Origin of the sequence: Asticcacaulis excentricus, assembly GCF_003966695.1 — a bacterium.
Taxonomy (GTDB): domain Bacteria; phylum Pseudomonadota; class Alphaproteobacteria; order Caulobacterales; family Caulobacteraceae; genus Asticcacaulis; species Asticcacaulis excentricus_A.
Window position 1 is genome coordinate 1,959,286 of record NZ_AP018827.1, and the last position, 21,264, is coordinate 1,980,549.

Annotated in this window: 18 protein-coding genes; 9 read left to right on the plus strand and 9 right to left on the minus strand. The window is 59.2% G+C overall.

The genetic code is table 11. The features are described 5' to 3' along the window. A complete protein-coding gene (locus EM6_RS09125) occupies positions 1-681 on the plus strand; it encodes a siderophore-interacting protein (RefSeq protein ID WP_232037038.1) in 681 nt (226 codons plus the stop codon). A gap of 185 nt (positions 682-866) precedes the next feature. After that, the gene (locus EM6_RS09130; protein ID WP_126422110.1) at positions 867-1,409 is read left to right on the plus strand and encodes a CC0125/CC1285 family lipoprotein; all 543 of its coding nucleotides are present in this window, start codon (positions 867-869) and stop codon (positions 1,407-1,409) included. A gap of 30 nt (positions 1,410-1,439) precedes the next feature. Here the strand turns inward: EM6_RS09130 and EM6_RS09135 are convergent, their stop codons facing one another. Next, positions 1,440-2,195 carry a DUF6065 family protein gene (locus EM6_RS09135; protein ID WP_126422112.1) on the minus strand — a complete coding sequence of 252 codons (756 nt, stop codon included), beginning with the start codon at positions 2,193-2,195 and terminating at the stop codon, positions 1,440-1,442. Positions 2,196-2,224: 29 nt separating this feature from the next. Between EM6_RS09135 and EM6_RS09140 the strand changes: the two genes are divergently transcribed. From EM6_RS09140 to EM6_RS09160, 6 genes are all read left to right on the plus strand, one after another. Further along, positions 2,225-2,734 carry a prolyl-tRNA synthetase associated domain-containing protein gene (locus EM6_RS09140; RefSeq protein WP_126422114.1) on the plus strand — a complete coding sequence of 170 codons (510 nt, stop codon included), beginning with the start codon at positions 2,225-2,227 and terminating at the stop codon, positions 2,732-2,734. Further along, positions 2,735-3,817 (plus strand): ROK family transcriptional regulator, encoded by a 1,083-nt coding sequence (locus tag EM6_RS09145; protein ID WP_126422116.1) that lies wholly within the window; start codon positions 2,735-2,737, stop codon positions 3,815-3,817. A 128-nt stretch (positions 3,818-3,945) separates the two neighbouring features. Continuing rightward, positions 3,946-7,128: an alpha-L-rhamnosidase gene (locus EM6_RS09150; protein WP_126422118.1), complete on the plus strand. Its 3,183-nt coding sequence runs from the start codon at positions 3,946-3,948 to the stop codon at positions 7,126-7,128. 36 nt (positions 7,129-7,164) lie between these two features. Next, a complete protein-coding gene (locus tag EM6_RS17350) occupies positions 7,165-7,332 on the plus strand; it encodes a hypothetical protein (RefSeq protein WP_172961172.1) in 168 nt (55 codons plus the stop codon). Positions 7,333-7,467: 135 nt separating this feature from the next. Continuing rightward, positions 7,468-7,782 carry a hypothetical protein gene (locus EM6_RS09155; protein WP_126422120.1) on the plus strand — a complete coding sequence of 105 codons (315 nt, stop codon included), beginning with the start codon at positions 7,468-7,470 and terminating at the stop codon, positions 7,780-7,782. Further along, on the plus strand, positions 7,779-9,242 hold the full coding sequence (locus tag EM6_RS09160) for a methyl-accepting chemotaxis protein (RefSeq protein ID WP_126422122.1): 1,464 nt from the start codon (positions 7,779-7,781) through the stop codon (positions 9,240-9,242). The genes EM6_RS09155 and EM6_RS09160 overlap by 4 nt, the downstream gene beginning before the upstream one ends. Positions 9,243-9,559: 317 nt before the next feature. Here the strand turns inward: EM6_RS09160 and EM6_RS09165 are convergent, their stop codons facing one another. Next, a complete protein-coding gene (locus EM6_RS09165) occupies positions 9,560-10,711 on the minus strand; it encodes a GNAT family N-acetyltransferase (protein ID WP_126422124.1) in 1,152 nt (383 codons plus the stop codon). Positions 10,712-10,797: 86 nt separating this feature from the next. Then, on the minus strand, positions 10,798-12,636 hold the full coding sequence (glmS, locus tag EM6_RS09170; RefSeq protein ID WP_126422126.1) for a glutamine--fructose-6-phosphate transaminase (isomerizing): 1,839 nt from the start codon (positions 12,634-12,636) through the stop codon (positions 10,798-10,800). Between the two features lie 225 nt (positions 12,637-12,861). On the opposite strand from glmS, the gene glmM reads away from it, so the two are divergent. Next, positions 12,862-14,487 carry a phosphoglucosamine mutase gene (glmM, locus tag EM6_RS09175; RefSeq protein WP_126422128.1) on the plus strand — a complete coding sequence of 542 codons (1,626 nt, stop codon included), beginning with the start codon at positions 12,862-12,864 and terminating at the stop codon, positions 14,485-14,487. A 66-nt stretch (positions 14,488-14,553) separates the two neighbouring features. Here glmM and EM6_RS09180 read toward each other — a convergent pair whose 3' ends face one another. The 6 genes from EM6_RS09180 to trxA form a co-directional block, all read right to left on the minus strand. Continuing rightward, positions 14,554-17,037 (minus strand): FtsK/SpoIIIE family DNA translocase, encoded by a 2,484-nt coding sequence (locus EM6_RS09180; protein WP_126422130.1) that lies wholly within the window; start codon positions 17,035-17,037, stop codon positions 14,554-14,556. A gap of 433 nt (positions 17,038-17,470) precedes the next feature. Continuing rightward, the gene (locus tag EM6_RS09185) at positions 17,471-18,121 is read right to left on the minus strand and encodes an OmpW/AlkL family protein (RefSeq protein WP_126422992.1); all 651 of its coding nucleotides are present in this window, start codon (positions 18,119-18,121) and stop codon (positions 17,471-17,473) included. 158 nt (positions 18,122-18,279) lie between these two features. Then, entirely contained in the window at positions 18,280-18,957 is a 678-nt protein-coding gene (locus EM6_RS09190; RefSeq protein ID WP_126422132.1) for a LysE family translocator, read from the minus strand. A 166-nt stretch (positions 18,958-19,123) separates the two neighbouring features. Next, positions 19,124-19,897: a metallophosphoesterase family protein gene (locus EM6_RS09195; RefSeq protein ID WP_126422134.1), complete on the minus strand. Its 774-nt coding sequence runs from the start codon at positions 19,895-19,897 to the stop codon at positions 19,124-19,126. Next, complete coding sequence (locus tag EM6_RS09200) at positions 19,898-20,806, minus strand: diacylglycerol/lipid kinase family protein (RefSeq protein WP_232037039.1); 909 nt, start codon at positions 20,804-20,806, stop codon at positions 19,898-19,900. It abuts the gene before it with no gap. Between the two features lie 91 nt (positions 20,807-20,897). Next, positions 20,898-21,230 (minus strand): thioredoxin TrxA, encoded by a 333-nt coding sequence (gene trxA, locus EM6_RS09205; RefSeq protein WP_126422138.1) that lies wholly within the window; start codon positions 21,228-21,230, stop codon positions 20,898-20,900. Positions 21,231-21,264: the final 34 nt, after the last annotated feature.

Genomic DNA, 21,264 nt, shown 5'->3' on the forward strand with positions numbered 1-21,264 from the left:
ATGGCCGAAGACAATCGCACACCCCTGCGCGTTCGCTTCGAACTGCGCCGCCGCGAACTGCGGGTGGCTGAGCGTCACCTGCTGACACCGCATATGCTGCGTCTGGTCCTCAGTGGCGATCTGGAGGGGTTTCAGTCGCTGGGCTTTGATGATCATGTGAAGCTCTTGTTTCCCGATCCGCAGGGCGGAGAAACGCCGGTCATGCGCGACTACACGCCGCGCGCCTTTGATGTGAGCAAGGGGCGGCTGACCCTCGACTTTGCCCTGCATGACCCGGCGGGACCGGCCACCCAATGGGCGTTACAAGCGAAGATCGGCGATACGCTCCACATTGGCGGCCCGCGCGGTTCCCAGGTGTGGCTGGATGCGTTCGACCATTATCTGCTGATCGGTGATGAAACAGCCTTGCCGGCCATCGGCCGTCGTCTGGAAAGCGCCCCGGCGGGTCAGGTGATTACGGTGCTGGCCTTGGTCGAAACTGCGGCTGAGCGTCAGACGTGGGTCACTCAGGCCAAGGCGGATATTCGCTGGCTTTATCGTGCCGAAGCCGATGATGTGCTGAGCGCCATCGACGCTCTGACCCTCCCTGCCGATCCGCTGGTGTGGATCGCCGGAGAGGCGCAGTGGGCCCGCACGGTCAGGAGCCATCTGCACGACAGGGGTTTTAATCCGAAGGGATAAAGGCCTCTGGGTATTGGCTCAAGGGTGAACCGGGTGCGCACACCTCGCTCGATTAACGTACCTTCCGCAAGCTTGATCTGTAACGGCCTGTGTGGCGTATTAAAGCCACATTGACGTTTGATAGTGGAGGCTCGATACTCCCTCGCCAATACGGGCTTTTTCACAGGGAGTTGAGTGTTAAGACCATGCGTAAGATGATGATTGGTGCGGCACTTGGCGTCTCTCTGGTAACGCTCGCCGCCTGCGCGACCCCCACCCCTTATCAGCCTGTGACGGGTGACCCGTCTTCGTCTCTGGCGCGCGGCTATTCCGACCAGCGGATCGAAACCAATCGCTACCGCTTGAAATTCTCCGGCAATTCCTCGACCTCGCGTGAGACGGTCGAGGACTATATGCTGTACCGCGCCGCCGAACTGGCGCTGGAAAACGGCTATGACTGGTTCAGTCTGGTGGGCCGCAACACCAAGGAAGACCGCACGACCAGCACCACCTATCGTGACCCGTTCCCGCGTCTCTATGGCGGCTTCTACTACCGCTATTATCGCGGCGCCTGGGGCTCCTGGGGGGCGTGGGAAGAGGATCAGACGACCTTTTATCGCTATGAAACCTCGGCCGAGGTCATCTTCGGCAAGGGTCAAAAGCCGAGCGACCCTAATGCCTATGACGCGCGCGAGGTGAAGCAGAACCTCGACCCGCGTATTGTGCGACCGACCACGGATCGCCGCTGAACCCTAAAGGGAGCCCAAAGGCTCCCTTTTTTATTTCGGTTCGTCGATACCTTCGTAGCGCACAGGGTTCACGCGGCGGCGGTTCATATGCTCCTGCGGGGCTTCGGACTGATCCGGCAGCTCGCCCTTGTGGTAGAATTTTTGCCAGGCCTGTTTGATGGCCGCCGGGTCGCGATTGACGAGGCTTTCATTGAACCTGGCGCGGCTTTCCGACCACGCCTTGAATTGCTCCAGCAGGTCCGGGTCGGCCTCGATCGGCTTGACCACCGGCTGCACCTCATCCGTCTTGCGATGCTCGATGACATTGATGAAGCAGAAGGGTTCGCCTTTCTGGAAATGCACGACGCCCGGCCGCGTGAAGCGCCAGTTCATCGTAAAGGGAAACGGCAGCCAGTCGGTTTCGATCAGGCCGGTCAGGGGCGCGATGCCGTCCTTGACGTGGTTGGGTGCCCCTGTGGCCCACAGGGCAAAGCCTGGCGGCGTGCGAAACAGATAGCCGGTATGGAAGGTGACGATACCCTGACTGAAATGGCTCTGCACAAAGTGTTCGACGTGCGCGCCGGGGCGGTCGCCGGTGATGATGATGTCGCTGGCCAGCTTGCCACCGTTCCATTCGATCGTAATGTCTTCGGGGACCAGCAGCTCCCACCCGGTCGAATTGGCCATGGTAAGCGGCAGGCAGCGATAGGGGAAGCGGTTGGAAAACGCATCCATCCAGTCGCGATCGGTGCGGCCGGGAATGATTTCACGCGGGCCGGCCTGAACGACAAAACATTCCAATTCCATTACGCTTCGGGCTCCTGTAAACGCGACGAATGACCGAAAACAGCTTTTATACGCAAAGCACCCTGCTTCAAGCCCTAAACGGCTGGGGCCTGTTGCCGCGGACCACTGAACATGAGGCGGTGTTTCGCGTCGGTGAAGGCGAAGGGATTAAGGATACTCTCCCCGGTGCCCACAGCAAAAACCTGTTCCTGAAGGACGATAAGGGGCAATTGTGGCTGATCAGCGCCGAACAGCAGACGCAGATCAATCTGAAAGCCCTGCCGAAAGTGATCGGGTCCGGGCGTCTGAGTTTCGGTTCTGAGGAACGCCTGTATCAGGCGCTGGGCGTGCGACCGGGTTCGGTGACGGCGCTGGCTCTGATCAACGACCCGGAGCACAAGGTCAGATTTATTCTTGATCAGCGGTTGTATGACGCTGACATCGTCAACTTCCACCCGCTGATCAATACGGCGACCACGGCGCTCGATCAGGCCGATTTTCGGCGTTTTCTGGATAAGCTGGGCCGCGACTACCGGGTTATCGACTTTTCGGACGTGTAGATGTTTCCCCACCTGACCCACGGCCATCGCAAGGTGCTTGAGGCGCTGGTCCGCCACGGGACGGCAGCGCGTGCCGAGCTGGCCGAGGCGTCGGGCTATACGCGACCGGCGGTGACCAATCTGGTGCGCGACCTGATGGATTGGGGACTGGTCGAGGAAGATAACGGAGCCTATGTGCACACCGGGCGGCGGGGTCAGCCGCAAAAGCCGGTGTCGCTGCGGTCGGGTGCGGCCTACGCCTTCGGTATCGGCTTTACGACCGGGGCGCTTGATCTGGTGGCGATGGATCTGGGCGGTCGGGTGGTCGGCCGCACGCGCACGCCGCTGGTCGAACCGACGCCGCGCGCCGTGCTGGAGGCCGTGCAGCAGCAACTGGAAAGCGCCTATGGCAAGAGCCATGTGGTGCGCTGGCGACAACTGGGCTTCGGGATCGGTGTGGCCTCGGACCTGCCGCCCGAACAGGCACAGGCGTGGAACCTCGCCTATCGCCGCGAGGAGCTGATCAGCTATTTCGCCAACAATCTGGAAGGTCCGGTCTTTATCGAAGCCGAACCTCTGGCCTGCGGCATTGGCGAACGCGTCTTTGGCATTGGCGCGCGCTATCAGACCTATCTGATCGTGCATATCGGGCTTGAGATCGGCGGCGCGCTGTTTATCGAGGGGCGTCCGTTCCGGGGAGGGCAAGGTATGTCAGGAGCGGGGCAGATCGGGCAGTTTTTCAGCGAGGCGGAGTCTCCGGATGGTCGCGACCTTATGAAGCTTCTGACCACCGCCGGGTTCGGGGTAGGTGACCTTAGCGATCTCGATATCCTGCCCGAAGCGGCGCAGGGCGTCATTGAGGACTGGACACATAGCGCGGCCGCGCGTCTGTCCGTGGGTCTGGCCAAACTCAGTCCATTCCTCAGCCCCGATGCCATCATCCTGACGGGGCGCCTCAGCCCTTCAATCTTGAAAGCGCTGGCCGAGGCGATGCAGTTTGGCGAGGGCGCGCCGGTGGTTGAAGCCTCGCGTCTTGGGGCGTTTCAAACCGCCATCGGGGCGGCGGCCTTGCCGGTGTTTTGTAACCTGCTCCCGCAGGGGTAAGTCCGTAAGCCTTATCGGAACTTCGGAACAGGGTCGAGTTGTCCACCCCAAAGTCAATGGGCCTTGCCTGACGACAACAGAACCCAGTATGCAAACAAAATAACATTAGAAAATAAAGGAAACGCGCCATGTTGACACGTCGGGGAGCACTCTCAGGTGCATTGAACGGCGCGGGTCTGGCCACCGCTGCACTCGCCGTTCCGGCGTCTGCTGCTGAAAAGCGAGATAGCTTACGCCTGACGCGGTTGAAAGCCAATCTGTGTGACAACCCGTTAGGTGTGGAAAATCAGGATGTTCGCCTCTCATGGCAGTGCGCCTCCGCGCGGCGGGGAACGATGCAGACCGCCTGGCGGATAGAGGTCGCGTCAAGTGACGCAAACCTTCGGGCCGGCCTTGCCGATCTCTGGGACAGCGGCCGTGTTGAAAGCGATCAGACCTTTGACGTCATTTATGCGGGAAAGCCACTCGGCTCGCGCCAGAGGGCGGTCTGGCGGGTTACGGTGTGGGACTGTCACGGACGTGTCGCGACAAGCGCTCCCGCCTTCTGGGAGATGGCACTGCTGTCACCAGATGACTGGCAGGCCCAATGGCTGGCAGCGGAAGATACCGATATGCGCGGGGATCGTGAAGCCGGTCTCTATTGGGTTACGGCCGATGCGTCATCGAAAGCTCCGTCCTGTCAGGTCCGGCTGGTCTTTGATCTCGAGACGGATGCCGAAACAACCCTGATGACGATTTCCTCGACCTCTTACGAGGCTCGAATTGACGGCAGCCTGATTGATCTGCCGCCTCGGCCTGCCAATGCCTGGGGGCCGCGAGGTGTGGTCGAAACCGTACGGACAATCAAAGCTGGAACGCATGTTCTGACTCTAAGTCTGAAAGGGGAAAAACCCCAGTGTGCCATGTTGGTGCGTGCCCGGTTGCGCGACGGTCGGGTTGTCCGTTTTGACGATCTAACCGCCCGTGCATCCTCAGAGAAACCTGAAGGCTGGACCCAGCCGGATTTTGATGCGTCGGCATGGCCAACGGTGAAACGTTCGGCGCGTGAAGATCAACCTTTACCGGGTAAAGGCGCTTTTTTGATGCGCCGCGATTTTACAGCCACGGATGCGGTGGCTCAGGCTCGGCTGTATGTGACGGCCTTGGGCGCCTATGAGACCTATATCAATGGCAAGCGGGTCGGCGATGCCCTGCTGGCCCCCGAATCCATGGATTTCTCCAAACGCATCCTTTACCGCGTCTTTGATGTGACAAACATGGTCGGACGCGGGGCAAATGTTATCGGTGCCATGGTCGCCGATGGCTGGTATGGCAGTTATACGTCACCTCAGGGTCGTTTTGCTTTTGGCAATCCGCCCCTGCGCTTTATGGCTCAGTTGGAACTGACCTACTCAAGCGGTAGGGTTGAGCGCGTCGTCACGGATCAGAGCTGGATGATCAGTGCCTCTCCTATCCTCAAGTCAGATATATATGACGGCGAAGACTATGATGCGCGTCGTGAGCAGCCCGGTTGGGCCGCGCCGGGGTTTCACCCGGACGCGAAGTGGTCGCCTGTGGCGATTGCCCCGTCGGTGACCGCAAAGCTTCAGCCGACCGTAAGCCCGCCAATACGACGCATGGGCCTGTTGAAGGCGAAATCCCTTAAAGCTGTTAACGGGAGCTGGGTGGTTGATTTTGGCCAGAACTTTGCGGGCTGGGCGAAAATAAGAGTAAAGGGCATCGCCGGGCAAAAGGTGACCTTGAAGTTTGCCGAAATACTCAAACCCGACGGCAGTGTTGATCAAGCCAATCTGAGAGCCGCACTTGCCACAGATACCTATGTGCTGAAGGGCGACCCGGCGGGTGAAGTCTGGGAGCCGCGCTTCACCTATCATGGCTTTCGATATGTCGAAATCTCCGGCTTATCAAACGCGCCGACGCCTGATGACGTTATGGGCGTCGTCATCCACAGCGACACATCAAGAACCGGGCATCTGCGCATCGGCCATCCAATTATTCAGACCCTTTGGCAAAACAGCCTGTGGAGTCAGAAGTCGAATTTTATGGGTATTCCTACGGACTGTCCTCAACGCGACGAACGCTTGGGATGGATGGGGGATGCGCATGTCTTTTGGGACGCGGCGGCCTTCAATATGGATGTCGGCACCTTTACGCAGCGCTGGATGGCTGACGTCCGTGATGCCCAGTGGCCGAATGGGGCTTTTGCCTTTATCTCGCCTAACAGCATGCGCGATACGGCCCCTAACGAGGCCTCACCCGGGTGGGCGGATGCCGGTGTCATCCTGCCCTGGACCACGTGGCAACGGTACGGCGACACTGAGGTTATCAACCAGAACTGGGAGGCTATGTCCGCCTATATTGGCTATATCGCCGCTCTTAGCGATGACGGCATTTGGAGTAAGGGCCACGGATGGGATTTCGGAGACTGGCTGGCGCTCGATTCTCGCTGGCCCGGCGATCATACGACGCCACCCGACCTGATCGGGACGGCCATGTGGAAGCATTCGACGCTGGCCATGATGGATATGGCGAAGGCGACAAAACGGCAGAAGGCCTTAGAGGACTATACGCGTCTGGCGGAGAAGATCGACGCGGCCTTTGCCAAAGCCTTTGTCCATTCGGACGGGACCGTCGGCAATGGCTCCCAGACGGGTTACATTCTGGCGTTGCGCTATAATCTTGTGCCGCCGCAATTGCGGGCCGAAGTGGCCGGAAGGTTGTATGACAATATTGTAAGTCGGGGCCGTTTATTGACTACGGGCTTCCTTGGGACACCCCACAGCCTCGACGTACTAGCCGACAATGGCTATGCGTCACTGGTGTATGACCTGTTGCTACGCACAGAATACCCTTCCTGGGGCTATATGGTCATGAAGGGGGCGACAACGACCTGGGAGCGTTGGAATGGAGATGCTGGCGACATCTCAATGAACTCCTTCAACCACTACGCGCTTGGGGCGGTTATTGGTTTTGTCTATCGCCGCATTGCCGGAATTGACCCGATCGAACCGGGCTTCCGTCGTTTCCGCTTCAAGCCGGTACTTGATCGCCGCGTCGCTTCCGGAGGCGCGCAGTATGACGCCGTATCCGGGCGTATTTCAACCGACTGGACCCTGAATCCGGAGGGTCATTTCAGGCTCAGGCTCAGTGTGCCGCCCAACACCCGCGCCGAAGTTCATTTACCTGCTACGAATCAAACGAATATACGCGAAAACGGCAAGCCTCTCGCGTCACAGTCATTGGGCATTGTTAATGGCCGAATGGTTATCGAGGCCGGACCGGGAGACTATGATTTCGCCGTAAGGGCGTGAAGCCTTCGGTCCTCAATGTCCCAAAAATCTTGTTAGTTGCGCCTTTCATCAAAGACTTCGGGCGTCCTGCACAGAGCCCTTGGCGATGCAGTGGGCGAAGGCGCGCCGGTGGTCGAAGCCTCGCGTTTGGGCGCGTTTCAAACCGCCATCGGTGCGGCGGCCCTGCCGGTGTTTGTAACCTGCTGCCGCAAGGATAGTTTATAAAAACAACCCTTTGGCGGCCCCTCACAACCATTGCTGGTAATAATTTATTCTTTAAAAATCAATACATTCATAATACTGCATTAACCAAGACTGACTAAAATCTGAGGGTGTACTTTCAGGGATAAAGTCGGCCTTATGTCGTCATCGCAAAAAATCACTCCTTTGACGGCCCTGAGTACGGTCGCCTGTTTTCTTCTTTTATCGTTTGGCGTTTATCTGACGCCCAGAGACGATCAGACCGTAGCGGTACTGGCATCGTCGTATGACAAGACTTCAGCCGCCGCAATTATCGCGCAGGCCGATGGTTTGATTGAAGATTCTGCTTTTGGCGGACATATCATTCTGGCGCGCGCCCAAACCCCTCAATTCGTCCGCAGGCTCTATGCGCATGGAGCCGTACTTGTTTTCAATCCGCGTGTATTGGCAGGATGTAAAAGGTCATCACGATGAACCCCATTGAGTCTTTGAGACAACGTTTTGCCACAGCGCTGATCGCGTTTCTGTGGCTGAATAGTCTGGTCCTCCTCATCCTGCCTCTGGTTTTTAAAACCGGCGCGGACCTCGTTATGTCGGCGGTCGTAGCGGTTGGCGTTTGCGGGTGGTCAACGCTGTTGTGGCGTCAGGACCGTACTGGCGCTTTGACCCGTCTGGTCTCATCCCTATCGCTGGCGGTGCTGGTCAGTCTGATGGTCTACGTTTTCGAAGGCCATGCCTATCAGATCGATATGCACATGTATTTTTTTGCTGCTTTGGCACTTATCGCCGGTTGGTGTGATTGGCGAGCGCTTCTGGCCTATTCGGGTCTGGTGGCTATCCATCACCTCGGTCTCAACTACCTTTTGCCGGCGGCCGTTTTCCCTGACAGTCAGCCTGATCTGGCGCGCGTCCTTATGCACGCAGTCATCCTCACTCTGCAAACGGCCCTTCTGGTATGGCTGGCGGTAACGCTTGAGCGCAGCCTTACAGAGGCAGACGAAGCATTGAAGACTGCCAATGCGGCAGATGCACAGGCGAGGCACTTGGCCACTCAACAGGCCGAAAGTAAAGAGCTTGAACTCGCGCAGATTCGTCATCGTGACCAGTTGGCAGGACAGTTAATAGACCGCATTCAGACCTTGTCCAAGGCGTTCAATCAGACGTCTGTTGAAATTGCCAAGGCCGCGACTGGACTGGGAGAGGTGGTAGGCGAAACTACTCGCACGGCAAAGACCGTGAAGGTTTCAGCAGACACCGCCTCTGGAAATGTGCAGACAGTGGCCTCAGGCGCTGAGGAATTAGCGACATCTATTCGGGAAATTAACGCTCAGGTCAGCCACTCCGCTCAGGTCGCTCTGACAGCGGCAGAAGAGGCCGACGCCACTAACCGCAATATCTCTGTCCTCAGCGGAGCGGCGTCGCGTATTGGGGATGTCATTGAGTTGATCCGGGCCGTTGCCGCACAGACCAATCTGCTTGCCCTCAATGCAACCATCGAAGCTGCTCGCGCCGGTGAGGCTGGCAAAGGTTTTGCCGTTGTGGCCACGGAAGTGAAATCCCTCGCTCAGCAGACGGCTAAAGCCACCGACGAAATTGCGACGAAAATCAGCGAAATACAGTCTGCGACCCATGTAACCGTGCAGTCCATCGGACGAATTGTTTCGACCATTGACATGATCAAGGCCTCAACCACAGCTATTGCCAGTGCCGTGGCGCAACAAGGTGCGGCGACACAAGATATAGCCACCAACACCGCAAGGGCAGCAGCCGGCACAGAAGGTGTTTCTGATCAAATACATACTGTATCTGTGGCTGCAGAAGAAGCCGGTACGGCCGTCAATCAACTCCGTGACCTCTCAAAGACCCTGGCCGAGCAGGCTCAAACACTTGGGACGGAAGTGACGCAATTTGTGGACAAACTCAAGGCTTCGTAGTGCCTTAAACGGTTTTTGAACGCTATATCGCTGCGTCAAAGTGGAGTGCCCTAGATCATTATGATTTCTGGTAGAAACATAATGATCTAAAGCGAAATGACTTTAGGCGGAAACGCCATTTCGCTCTAAATTTTTGTTTTGTCGCGATGTTTTAGCGGAAAACCGCTCACACTTTTCCGCACATCGCTCTAGATTTTTGTTTAGTCCCTCGCCGGGCGGTGGCTTCGCCACCTTGGCCGCCGCCTCAATGGCGGCTAGAGCGGAATGATTCCACTAGAAATCATTCCGCTCTAGCTTTTGCAGCTTTCCTGTTGAACCTATATTGCTTCGGCGACCAGTATCGCTGCGGCCATGGCCCCCAGAAGGCTCAGGAAGGTCACAAAGCCCACACGTGTCCGCGTCACGAGGCGGCGGCCCAGTTGCCAACCGGCGCGGACCTGACCGGAAAGGTGCACTTCGCAAGCGCGCATGATCATCAGTCGCGGCTTGAGGAAGGGATCAAAGCGTGCAGGAAGCTCGATTGATTTCTGGCTGACCACATAGCCGGCATAGCAGGGCGTTTTGTGCGTGGTCATGGACAGCTTGTAAGGCTCATCCGCGCAGCCGAAATCCACGCGCTTTATGCCCTCAGACGCGGCAGCATTCAGGATATCGAGCGACAAAAGGATACCGGGGCTGTGCCGCGCGGCGCTGCGGTCATAGGCCGGGAACCACAGGTGCAGGTCGTCTGAGGTACACAGGCCGATCTCGGCGGCGATAATGTCCGTGCCATTCCGATAAACGCCCGCCATCAGCCGCAGATCGCTGTCCTGGCGTTGGGCCAGTGCGTACAGAACCTTGCGCGTCCAGCCACAGGCAAACACATCGTGCAGGCCGGTGCGGGCGTACTGATGGCGCTTTCGCGTAATCACCCAATCGATAACGTCTTCTGACGTCCCTTCCCACGAAAAGCTCAGTTGCGGATAGGCGGCGTCCAGATTGCGGCGGCAGCGTTCCGCGTTACGGAAGAACTTCTTTTGCTCGCTGCGCTGTTGGGTATAATAGTGGTCAAACCCGCCCGACAGATCGGCATACAGGCGCTCACGCACTTCGCCTGCGGTGAAGTGGCTGTCTGCGCCTAACCAGCCAGCCACTTCAAAACGGTGCAGTTCCAGTGCCTGCAGCACGGCGCGCAGATCAATGCCGACATCGGGCAGCGAGATCAGGCTATGGAAATCGGTCAGGGGTGCGCCCAGCGGCTGCGCCACCCGCCCGCGCATCTGAAGCGGCAGAAAGCCCACGGTGCGGCCATGGCGATGAAGGCGGATAAGGCGCGCCTGAGGCACAACGGGGAACAGCGCCTCGACATAGGCCAGTGTGCAGTAGGGGCTGTTGAGGGCCGGATTGAGAGACACGGCCTCGGTCCATAAATGACGATCTGCGTCGGATAGCTGCGCAGGGGTCGTTATCTCTACGCTCAGTCCGTTCATATCGTCTCCTGCACCACGCTCTGCGTCCTTTTGCGTCAAACCTGACACAAAAGGGTTAGCATTCCGATTACAGGGGCGAAAGAGCGCTATTCTACCGTCACCGACTTAGCGAGGTTGCGCGGCTGATCCACGTCCGTGCCTTTATGTACGGCGGTGTGGTAGGCCAGAAGCTGGATCGGCACCGCATAGACCAGAGGCACGACGAAGGGATCGCAGGTCGGGCCTTTGACGATTTTCAGCGTTTTGGCGGCATCACCGGACAGGGCCGGAACCTTTTGCGGGGCGTCGGTGATCATCACCACGCGGCCGCCACGCGCGGCGACTTCCTGCACATTTGAGGCTGTCTTTTCAAACAGTTCGTCGTCCGGTGCGATCACCACCACCGGCGTGTTTTCGTCGATCAGGGCGATGGGGCCGTGCTTTAGCTCGCCCGCCGCGTAGCCTTCGGCATGAATATAGGAGATTTCCTTGAGTTTCAGCGCGCCTTCCAGCGCCAGCGGATACATGGCCCCGCGCCCCAGATAGATGACGTCGCGCGCCTTCGACAGTTCGTAGGTGATGCGCTGCACGTCCGGGTCCATCAGAAGGGCCTCGGCGATCAGGCCGGAGGTTTCCAGCAGGCATTGCACCAGACGCGCCTCTTCCGTGGCGTCGATACGGCCGCGTTGCGCGGCGGCAGCGACGGCCAGAGACAGGAGTGCGGCGACCTGCGCCGTGAAGGCCTTGGTCGAGGCCACGCCGATTTCCGGCCCGGCGTGGGTGGGCCACATCAGGTCGGCTTCGCGCGCCATGGTCGAGGTGTGGACATTGACGAGGGCGGCGGTTTTCAAACCCTCGGCCTTGCACCAGCGCAGCGCCGCCAAGGTGTCGGCGGTTTCGCCCGATTGCGACACGGCCAGACCTAGCGTGCCGGGCGTCATGGCCGGTGTACGGTAGCGGAATTCAGAGGCCACTTCGACATCGACGGGCAGGCCCGCGACCTTTTCAAAGGCGTATTTGGCGATGCAACCGGCATAATAGGCTGTGCCGCAGGCGATAATCTGAATGCGCGCGACGCTGTTGAAGTCGATGGCGGCCTTGATGTCGGCGCGCGCTGACTTGGCCACCGGATCGAGATAGGCCGAAAGGGTGCGTTGCACGCTTTCGGGCTGCTCGTGCACTTCTTTTTCCATGAAGTGACGATAGGCCCCCTTTTCCACCAGCGCCGCCGAAGCCGAAACGGTGGTGATGGGGCGGTTGACGCGGAAACCCCTGGCGTCATGGATGTCGGCAGCGTCCTGGGTGAGGACCACCCAGTCGCCTTCTTCCAGATAGGTGACGCGGTTGGTGAACGGGCCGACCGCCAGCGCGTCGGAACCCAGGAACATTTCACCCTCGCCCCAGCCGACGACCAGAGGTGAACCGCGACGCGCGCCAAACAGGGTGCGGTCTTCGCCTTCGACAATAATCGCCAGCGCATAAGCCCCGTTCAGGCGATCCAGAACGGCCTTGAAGGCGTCCTTGGCCTTGAGCCCGCTTTTCAGCGTCGCATCAAACAGATGCGCGATCACCTCGGTGTCGGTGTCGGAACTGAACACATGGCCAGCGGCGATCAGTTCGGTCTTCAGCTCAGCAAAATTCTCGATAATGCCATTGTGCACAACGGTGACCGGGCCGGAGGTATGCGGGTGGGCATTGGCCACCGTCGGCGCGCCGTGCGTGGCCCAGCGCGTATGGCCGATACCGACCTGCCCCGACAGCGGCGTTTCTTCAACCACGGCTTCAAGCTGACGGATCTTGCCTGCCGCGCGTCGGCGTTGCGTGCCTGTCTCTGTGACGACCGCGATACCCGCGGAATCATAGCCGCGATATTCGAGGCGACGCAGGCTTTCGATCAGGCGCGGGGCCGCTTCGGACAGGCCGATAACACCGATAATGCCGCACATGGACAAGGCTCCATAACAAGGGAAGGGGCTATTTGCGCATTTTAAGTAGCAGACAGATTTTTAAAATGCTATGAAATTATTTCACAACACATTAAGCCCTTGGCCTTAAAAGGGTCACGAAAGCCGTATTTTAAGATGTTTGCGTCCAAAATACGGTAAATTTGCTATTAACGCATTGCGTTTCGGTCTGTAACCGGACGCTAATCCCGATACAGAGTCTGGCCAATGAGTGAAAACAAGTGGGAAAAGCTACAGGCAGCGCTGGGGGCCACAGGCATTTCCATCAAGGACGTGGCCGAGGCGGCGGGCATTGCGCCGTCATCGCTGTTTCGCGCCCTGAGCGGTCAGACCAAGGCCCCGCGCGCCGAAACCGTCGATAAGCTGGAGGCGGCGTTTGTCGCCCTGACGACCGCCCGCATGGCCAGTTTTCGTGACACCCTAGCTCTCTATGGCTTCAACCCGATCAAAAACCCTAACGACCTGATGGCTTCGCACATGAGCACCCTGAACCGCACCCGCAAATATTTCGGCACCGATGGTATCCGGGGCCGCGTCAACAGCTTCCCCATGACCGCTGAAGTCGCCTACCGCGTCGGTATGGCGGCGGGCAAGATGTTCATGTCTTCGGACAATCGCCGGCATCTGGCGGTGATCGGAAAGGATACGCGCCTGTCAGGCTATATGATCGAACCGGCGTTGGTGGCCGGGTTTACGTCGGTCGGCATGGACGTGCGCCTGTTCGGCCCGCTGCCGACGCCGGGTGTGGCCATGATGACGCGGTCGATGCGCGCCGATCTGGGGGTGATGATCTCGGCCTCGCATAACCCCTATTATGACAATGGCATCAAGCTGTTTGGACCGGATGGCTACAAGCTGTCGGACGAGGTGGAGCTGGCCATCGAAGCGCGCATGGACGGCAATATTCTGGACGGCATTGCCGAGCCGCAACATCTCGGCCGGGTGCATCGTGTCGATGATGCACAATACCGCTATGTCGAAATCGCCAAGGCAACCTTCCCCAAGAACCTACTGCTCAAGGGGCTGCGCATCGTTATCGACTGCGCCAATGGCGCGGCCTACAAGGTGGCCCCGACCACACTTTATGAACTGGGCGCGGAAATCTTCTGTCTGGGCGTATCGCCCGACGGCATGAATATCAACGAAAAGTGCGGATCGACCCAGCCACAGGCCATGGCCGAAAAGGTCAAGGAGCTGCGCGCCGATATCGGTATTGCGCTCGATGGCGACGCCGATCGTCTGGTTATCTGCGATGAAAAGGGCACGATTGTCGATGGCGATCAGATCATGGCCATCATCGCCATCAGTCTGGCCACCAAGGGTCAGCTCAAGGGCGGGGGTCTGGTGGCCACGGTGATGTCGAATCTGGGTCTTGAACGCCTGATGGCCTCGAAGGGCCTGACGCTGGAGCGCACCAAGGTCGGTGACCGCTATGTGATGGAAAAGATGCGCGAAGGCGGCTTCAATCTGGGTGGTGAACAATCAGGCCACGTCATCATGCTGGACCACGCAACGACGGGTGACGGCCTGATCGCCGCGCTTCAGGTGCTGGCCGTTCTGGTCGAAAGCGGCCGCCCGATGAGCGAGCTGGCGCGTCAGTTTGAGCCGGTGCCGCAATTGCTGAAGAATGTGCGCTTTACCGGCGACAGCCCACTGAACCGCGAAGACGTCAAGCAGGCTATCGCCGATGGCGAAGCGACACTGAAAGGCACGGGCCGCGTGCTGGTGCGGCCGTCAGGCACCGAACCGCTGATCCGCGTGATGGCCGAAGGCGACGATGCCGCTCAGGTGCGCGCCGTGGTCGATCAGATCATCGGTGCGATCTCAGGATAAAACTTCGCTCTTATTTCCGGGTGCAGGGGTTGAGCCCCTGCCCGGCGGAGCCTTTGACAAAACCGATCACACACCCGGCGGCGGGCCGACCAGAATGTCGCGTTTGCCGACGTGGTTGGCGGGGCCGACGACGCCTTCCTGCTCCATCTTTTCCATCAGAGAGGCAGCGCGGTTATAGCCGATTTGCAACTTCCTCTGGATGTAGGAGGTTGAGGCTTTACGGTCGATGGTGACGTAATAGACGGCCTTGTCATAGAGGTCGTCGCCCGAACCGCCCCCCTCGCCGCCAAAACCGCCGGACTCGCCATCGCCGTCATCATCGCCACCGGCGGTGATGTCTTCGAGGTAGTTGGGTGAGCCTTGCGAGCGCAGATATTCGGCCACGGCCTCGACCTCGGAGTCGGCGACGAACGGTCCGTGCAGGCGGGTGATGCGCCCGCCGCCCGCCATGTACAGCATATCCCCCTGACCAAGGAGCTGTTCCGCCCCCTGCTCACCAAGGATGGTGCGCGAGTCGATCTTGGACGTCACCTGGAAGGAGATGCGCGTCGGGAAGTTGGCCTTGATCGTACCGGTGATGACATCGACCGACGGGCGCTGGGTGGCCATGATCAGGTGGATACCCGCGGCGCGCGCCATCTGGGCGAGGCGTTGCACCGCGCCTTCGATGTCCTTGCCCGCCACCATCATCAGGTCGGCGACCTCGTCGATGATCACGACGATATAGGGCATGGGTTCCGGCACCATTTCCTCGATTTCGAAGATGGGCTGACCCGTTTCGTCAAAGCCGGTCTGGACCTTACGGATAAAGTTCTTGCCTTCGGCGGCGGTCGCCTTGGCGCGCTCATTAAAGGAGGCGACATTGCGCACGCCGATCTTCGACATGCGGCGATAGCGGTCTTCCATCTCCTTGACGACCCATTTCAGCGCCACGACGGCCTTTTTGGGGTCGGTCACGACGGGTGCGATCAGGTGCGGGATGCCGTCATAGACCGACAGTTCCAGCATCTTGGGGTCGATCATGATGAACTTGCACTGTTCCGGATCGAGCCGGTAAAGGATCGACAGGATCATGGCGTTGACGCCGACAGACTTACCCGAACCCGTGGTCCCGGCGATCAGCAGGTGCGGCATCTTGGCGAGGTCGGTGACGTAGGGTTCACCACCGATGTTTTCCCCCAGCACCATGGGCAGGATGTGGCTCGATTTTTCGAACTCGGCTGAAGCCAGCATGTCGCGCAGATAGACCGTTTCGCGCACCGCATTGGGAAGCTCGATCCCGATGGCGTTGCGGCCTTGCACGATGGAGACGCGGCAGGAGCGCGCCGACATGTTGCGGGCAATATCGTCAGCCAGCGCCACGACGCGCGCGCCCTTCACGCCGGCCGCCGGGGCCAGTTCATAGAGGGTGACGACGGGGCCGGGGCGAATCTGGTCGATGACCCCCTTGACGCCGAATTCGGCCAGCACGCTTTCCAGCATGCGGGCGTTCTGGCGCAGGGCGGCTTCGTCATAGCCGGCGGCGCGCGGCTTGGGCTTAGCGAGGATGGACAATTCGGGCAGGCGGAAATTGCCCGGCTTGAGGAACTCAAAGCTCGACTGACGCTCATCCTGTTCGCGCGCTGAGGGTTTCGGGCGCGGAGCCTCCATGCGGATTTTCGGTTCCGGAGCGGCCTGACGCGGGGCCGGGGCCGACAGTTCGGATTCAGGGTCGAGATCGTCAATGTCGAAGGGCGGGGCGTCTTCGTCATAGACCGGCGTGGCGGGGGCGCGGCTGTTGACCACCGGTTCGGGCATGGCGTCGGGCGTGTAATCGGTCTCGTCAATGAAGGGCTGCGGTGCCTTCTGGCCGCGTTTCGCTTTGGTCGCCTTGGGCTCGCGCGTCACGGCGGCATTGACCTTTTCCGGCAGGCCGGAGGCGGTCAGCGCGCCGCGGAAACCGCCCAGAACGAAACCCGCGGCGCGGACATAGCTCTCAGACGTCAGGCGCAGGGCCTGATTAAACGCCCACAAGGCGGCCGCGCCGAAGATCAGGCTGGCGATTACCTCACCGGCGGGTAGGCGCATGAAGTCGAACAGGCTTTTGAGCAGATGGTGCGTACCTGTACCCCAAAACCCGCCAATCGAGGGCGAATTGGCGTCGCCCAGATGCAGGGGCGCCAGCGCCGCCGCCAGCATCAACACGAACAGGGCGCCATAAAGGCTGTGGATACGCAGGGTGCGACGGCCTTCATCGGGGTCAAGTTGCATCAGACGCGCCAGACCGAACCACGTCATCAGGGCCGCCATCGGCCACGCGGCCAGCCCCAGGGATTGCAGGCCAATATCGGCAATGATCGCCCCAAAGCCGCCCAGAAAATTATGCACGGGCTCGGCACTGGCCGTATTCCAGCTCGCGTCGGTTGCCCGATAGGAGGCATAGGCGATCAGCGAGGCCAGACCCAAAAGGCAGACCAGCGCCCCGCGCAGACGCGCCATCGGCACCGAACGCCAGACATAGGTGAAGCGGGACTCCAGATGATTCCAGACGAGGGCGGTAACCGTGCTCATGCGGGGCAGTCTCTAGGCTTATGGTTAAGCCCGGTTAATCGCATGCAAAGGGTTAAGACCTGTTTACGAAGACCTAAAAAAGTCATCGCCCCGCTACCGCGGTCAATCCTTATGGTGAGGCCTTTGACGGTCAGAATGATGACCGCGAATACGATGTCAGCGAAACCATCCAGAAGACGACGGGATTTGATCCCCACAGAGGGAAAGCCCGAATACAAAAAGAGGACTGTGTGACATCACACAGTCCTCTCTCTTGTCTTTAGCCGTTATGGCCTCAAAGGCGATCCGTACCCATAGGCTGGATCGTGATCCCCTTATCTGCCGTCTTCGGCCTATGACGATTAGACATCGGATCACCTCCCTTCGCTGTTAAACCTGATCAGGAGCGTCGCACAGGGCGCATGGAAATCAAGCGAAAAGGCGTCGCCTCGCTCTAAAACCGGTAGGCCAGCCCCACCGAGGCGACGACCGGATTGAGATCGACCTCTGATTTCAAAGCCCCATTATTGATCTTGGCATCCGTGCTGAACCACACCTTTTTCAAGTCGGCATTGAGCGACCAGTTACCTTTGAGGGCAATATCGACGCCGCCCTGAAGCGCATAGCCCAGACCGTCATCCAGCCCGACCTTGAAGCCATTATAGTCCTTGCTGTTGTAGAAGATCATGCCATTGACCCCGGCCCCCACATAGGGGCTGATGCGGCCTTTGGGGTTGAAATGGTATTGGGCAGCAACAACCGGCGGTAAAACCCAGGTTGAATGGACCTGCACATTGGTGTTGCCCCCTACGGCACGCACCTCATGCCGCGATGTTCCCAGAATGGCCTCAACGGCGATATTGTCCGTAAGAAAATAGGTGAAGCCGAGGCTGGGGATGGTGTCGTCACCCACCTTAACGTCCAGACCGCTATCGACGCCGGCGGCGGTTCGAATGTCGCCTGATTCATCCGGGGCGACGCTGGTTACGCGGCTGGTGACGATGAACTGCCCTTTGGCCTTGGGTTTGAAATCCTGAGCGGAGGCTGTGGTGGTAAGGCCCATGGCCAGAGCCAGTCCAAGGCCACCCATGGCCAGCGTTTTCATGTTTGTCATCTCGTCACCTTCTTGCTGATTGTGGTTTGACGGTCGAAGTGCATCGAAGCGCACTTTTCGCGATCAGCCCCAACCTAAGCAGCCGGTTAGCCAGACAGTAGACGCCATATGGCACTGTTGCTGGCCTAGGCCAGGTGGCGGAGTTAGGCTTAATGCCTCAGCAGATCAGCGGCGCTGTGCGTCAGTATGACGACAGCGATCAGGCCCAGAAGCCCGCCGACGCAGACCTCGAAATATTCGCGATTGCGACCCCGGCTGAGGAAGCGCGTCAGGGCCAGACCGCTCAGGCCGTAGGTCGTCATGGTGATCACATCCATGCCGATGGCTGTGGCGGCAAAGACCGGCATCTGCGTCGTCATCGGGCGGTCGAGTGCCAGAAACGGCGGCAGGACAGCGGTGAAGAACAGGGTGACCTTGGGGTTCAGGAACTGCACCATGAAACCGTCCTTCCACGTCGCCCACAGGCCTTCGCGGGCAAGGGTCTGCGCATTTGCAGGCAGGTCCAGCTCATGGGCGCTGTGTGATTTGCGCGCCCGGATGGTCTTGACCGCGATCCACAAAAGATAGACGGCACCCGCGACCGTCATCGCGTGAAAGACGACGGGCAGGGTGGTGATCAGAAGGTGCAGGCCGAAGGCGGCGGCCACAAACCAGATCAGGGTGGCCGTATTGATGCCGAAGACGCCCATCAGAACCCTGGGTGCGGAACGTCCCAGTCCGGTGGAAATGCAGAACAGGTTGGCAGGTCCGGGTGTAATGGCCATCAGGAACATCGCCCCCAGAAAGGCGGTGTATTTGGACGGATCGACAGGCAGGGCGGACAACATGCCGTTCTTATACCAAGGGTCATTGAAAATGAAACTTGGTATTCTGTTCGAGACTGTCTCATGCCATGAATGCAGATGAGACAGTCTCGTGTCTTCAACCGCCGGATGCGGTCAGCATCTTCGGCGGTTGCCACCGTCTATAAATCCTGCAACTTGTCGAGAGGGGCTACACCTTGGTGTGAGTCACTGCCGACTGGGTCACAAAGCGATCGCCGCTGAGTTGGTGAAGTTCGATACGCACGCTCTTGTCTGTGAAATCCAGCAGGTTGAAACCCTGCGGTTGTTTGCGGATACGTACCGACATGGCGGTCGAGGCGCAGACAAACAGGGTGGTGTGCCCATTCATCACCCGCGTTTCGACATAGGCATGATGCTGGTGGCCCGACAGAACGATATCGACCTTTTGCTCGCCGACGGTTTTCAGGAATTTGTCGCTGTTGAACACCGTCACATCCAGCGGAAATTCCGACGGGTTAAGCGGCGGGTGATGCACGGTCAGCACGCGCCACGGCGTCGTCGAGGCCCCGAAGAAGTCAGCAATATCCTGTCTTTGACGCGCGCTGATCGAGCCATAGGCCCAGTTGAGCGCCGGCAGGATCATACGCGCCGAATTGATGCCCTTGATATCGACCAGATCCGCGTGCAGTTCGGGCTCAAGCTCTTTGGATATATGGTCGCGGTATCGCTTCCACGGCTGGATGAAGCGGCGCAGGTCAAGGCCCGGCAGGTCGTGATTGCCAGGAATGACAAAGGCCGGCATGGGTAAAATTTTAAAAAAGTCTGCGGCTTCGGCAAATTCGGCCACTGTTGCATCCTGCGTGATGTCTCCGCTGGCCAGCACCAGGTCGGGTTCCAGCTCGATCAGGGTACTGATCAGGGTTTCGGTCACGCACCGGTCGTGCGCCCCGAAGTGCAGGTCGGAAATATGGGCTATGCGCATTCAGGCCTCGCGCAACGGGATCAGCAGGGGCACGTAGCGCGCTTTGAGCTTGATCTCCAGCGGCGTCTTGAGGTCCGTCACCTCGCCATCAACCGAGACCTTTTCCTTGCGATGGCGCGTCCACAGCGTCATCTGCGTCCCGGTCAGTTCGGTCAGGTCCGGGTCCGACTTCCAGTTGCCGACCAGAAGCCGGGTCAGAAAGCGCAGATGCGAGACACGGGTGCGGGTCGAAGCGATATAGGCCGCCAGTTCCCCGCCCTGAAGGTCATTGCGCTTGAAATTACTCTCGTCGATCCGCGTCGTATCGGCATAGCGATTGGCTGAAATGACGACGGCGGGCGAACGGAAGCGATGCAGACGCTTGCCATTCTGAAGCACGATGCGCGCATTTTTGCGCCGTTCGAAATAGTCGGCTACGAACCAGAACAGGTAGGGCACCATCAGCAGGAAGTTATTGGTGCGGTGCTGTTCGCGAAACACCGAGGCTTCGGGCATAACGCCGACCGAGGCACAGCACAGAAACAGCTCGCCATTGATTTCACCGGCGTCGATCCGCGTTTCTGAAGCGCCTTTGGCATAGGCTTTCAGCGCCTCATCCAGCGTGTTCATCCCCAGATCGTGCGCCAGCAGGTTCATGGTGCCGAACGGCAGGATACCAAAGGCCTTGTTCTTGCGGCTGAGGGTATCGGCGCACGAGCGCAAGGTGCCGTCACCGCCGCCCACCAGAAGAGGATGCGGAGATTGAGCGAAGCGGTCGAGGGCCGCTTCCATCTCAGCGGGCTCGGCGAACAGCAGTTCGTTCACCGCCATGCCGCTGGCTTCAATCGCGGCGGTGATGGAGTCGTGCCCCAGGTTCAGGACCGTGCCCGCCTTGCCATTGATCAGGATATTGTACGCTGTTGCCGCCATGTCGCTGATGTGCCGGGGGGAGTGCAAAAAAACAATGCGGGCGTGAAGCCTGCGCTCCACGCCCGCACCCTATCAGCTTTTGGCTTCAAGACTAGGCGATACCGGCTTCGGCCAGCCATTCGACCAGTTTCGACTTCGGCATGGCCCCGACCTTCATCGAGGTCATCTTGCCGTCCTTGAACAGCATCATGGTCGGGATGCCGCGCACGCCGAACTTCGACGGCGTCAGGGGGGAATCGTCGATATTGATCTTCGACACGGTCAGCTTGTCGCCATAGGCTTCGGCCACTTCGTCGAGAATCGGGGCGATCTGCTTACACGGGCCGCACCATTCGGCCCAGAAATCGACCAGAACCGGCTTGTCGGATTTGAGGACGTCGTTTTCAAAGGTCTCGTCGGTAACCTTGACGGTGGCGGTGGACATGGGTGCACTTCCTATCTCGCCCGAAATGGGCACA

Bases quoted from the DNA above. Each gene is read 5' to 3' on its own strand.
- EM6_RS09125 (WP_232037038.1), top strand. From the start codon at position 1: ATGGCCGAAGACAATCGCACACCCCTGCGCGTTCGCTTCGAACTGCGC.
- EM6_RS09130 (WP_126422110.1), top strand. From the start codon at position 867: ATGCGTAAGATGATGATTGGTGCGGCACTTGGCGTCTCTCTGGTAACG.
- EM6_RS09135 (WP_126422112.1), bottom strand. From the start codon at position 2,195: ATGGAATTGGAATGTTTTGTCGTTCAGGCCGGCCCGCGTGAAATCATT.
- EM6_RS09140 (WP_126422114.1), top strand. From the start codon at position 2,225: ATGACCGAAAACAGCTTTTATACGCAAAGCACCCTGCTTCAAGCCCTA.
- EM6_RS09145 (WP_126422116.1), top strand. From the start codon at position 2,735: ATGTTTCCCCACCTGACCCACGGCCATCGCAAGGTGCTTGAGGCGCTG.
- EM6_RS09150 (WP_126422118.1), top strand. From the start codon at position 3,946: ATGTTGACACGTCGGGGAGCACTCTCAGGTGCATTGAACGGCGCGGGT.
- EM6_RS09155 (WP_126422120.1), top strand. From the start codon at position 7,468: ATGTCGTCATCGCAAAAAATCACTCCTTTGACGGCCCTGAGTACGGTC.
- EM6_RS09160 (WP_126422122.1), top strand. From the start codon at position 7,779: ATGAACCCCATTGAGTCTTTGAGACAACGTTTTGCCACAGCGCTGATC.
- EM6_RS09165 (WP_126422124.1), bottom strand. From the start codon at position 10,711: ATGAACGGACTGAGCGTAGAGATAACGACCCCTGCGCAGCTATCCGAC.
- glmS (WP_126422126.1), bottom strand. From the start codon at position 12,636: ATGTGCGGCATTATCGGTGTTATCGGCCTGTCCGAAGCGGCCCCGCGC.
- glmM (WP_126422128.1), top strand. From the start codon at position 12,862: ATGAGTGAAAACAAGTGGGAAAAGCTACAGGCAGCGCTGGGGGCCACA.
- EM6_RS09180 (WP_126422130.1), bottom strand. From the start codon at position 17,037: ATGAGCACGGTTACCGCCCTCGTCTGGAATCATCTGGAGTCCCGCTTC.
- EM6_RS09185 (WP_126422992.1), bottom strand. From the start codon at position 18,121: ATGAAAACGCTGGCCATGGGTGGCCTTGGACTGGCTCTGGCCATGGGC.
- EM6_RS09190 (WP_126422132.1), bottom strand. From the start codon at position 18,957: ATGTTGTCCGCCCTGCCTGTCGATCCGTCCAAATACACCGCCTTTCTG.
- EM6_RS09195 (WP_126422134.1), bottom strand. From the start codon at position 19,897: ATGCGCATAGCCCATATTTCCGACCTGCACTTCGGGGCGCACGACCGG.
- EM6_RS09200 (WP_232037039.1), bottom strand. From the start codon at position 20,806: ATGGCGGCAACAGCGTACAATATCCTGATCAATGGCAAGGCGGGCACG.
- trxA (WP_126422138.1), bottom strand. From the start codon at position 21,230: ATGTCCACCGCCACCGTCAAGGTTACCGACGAGACCTTTGAAAACGAC.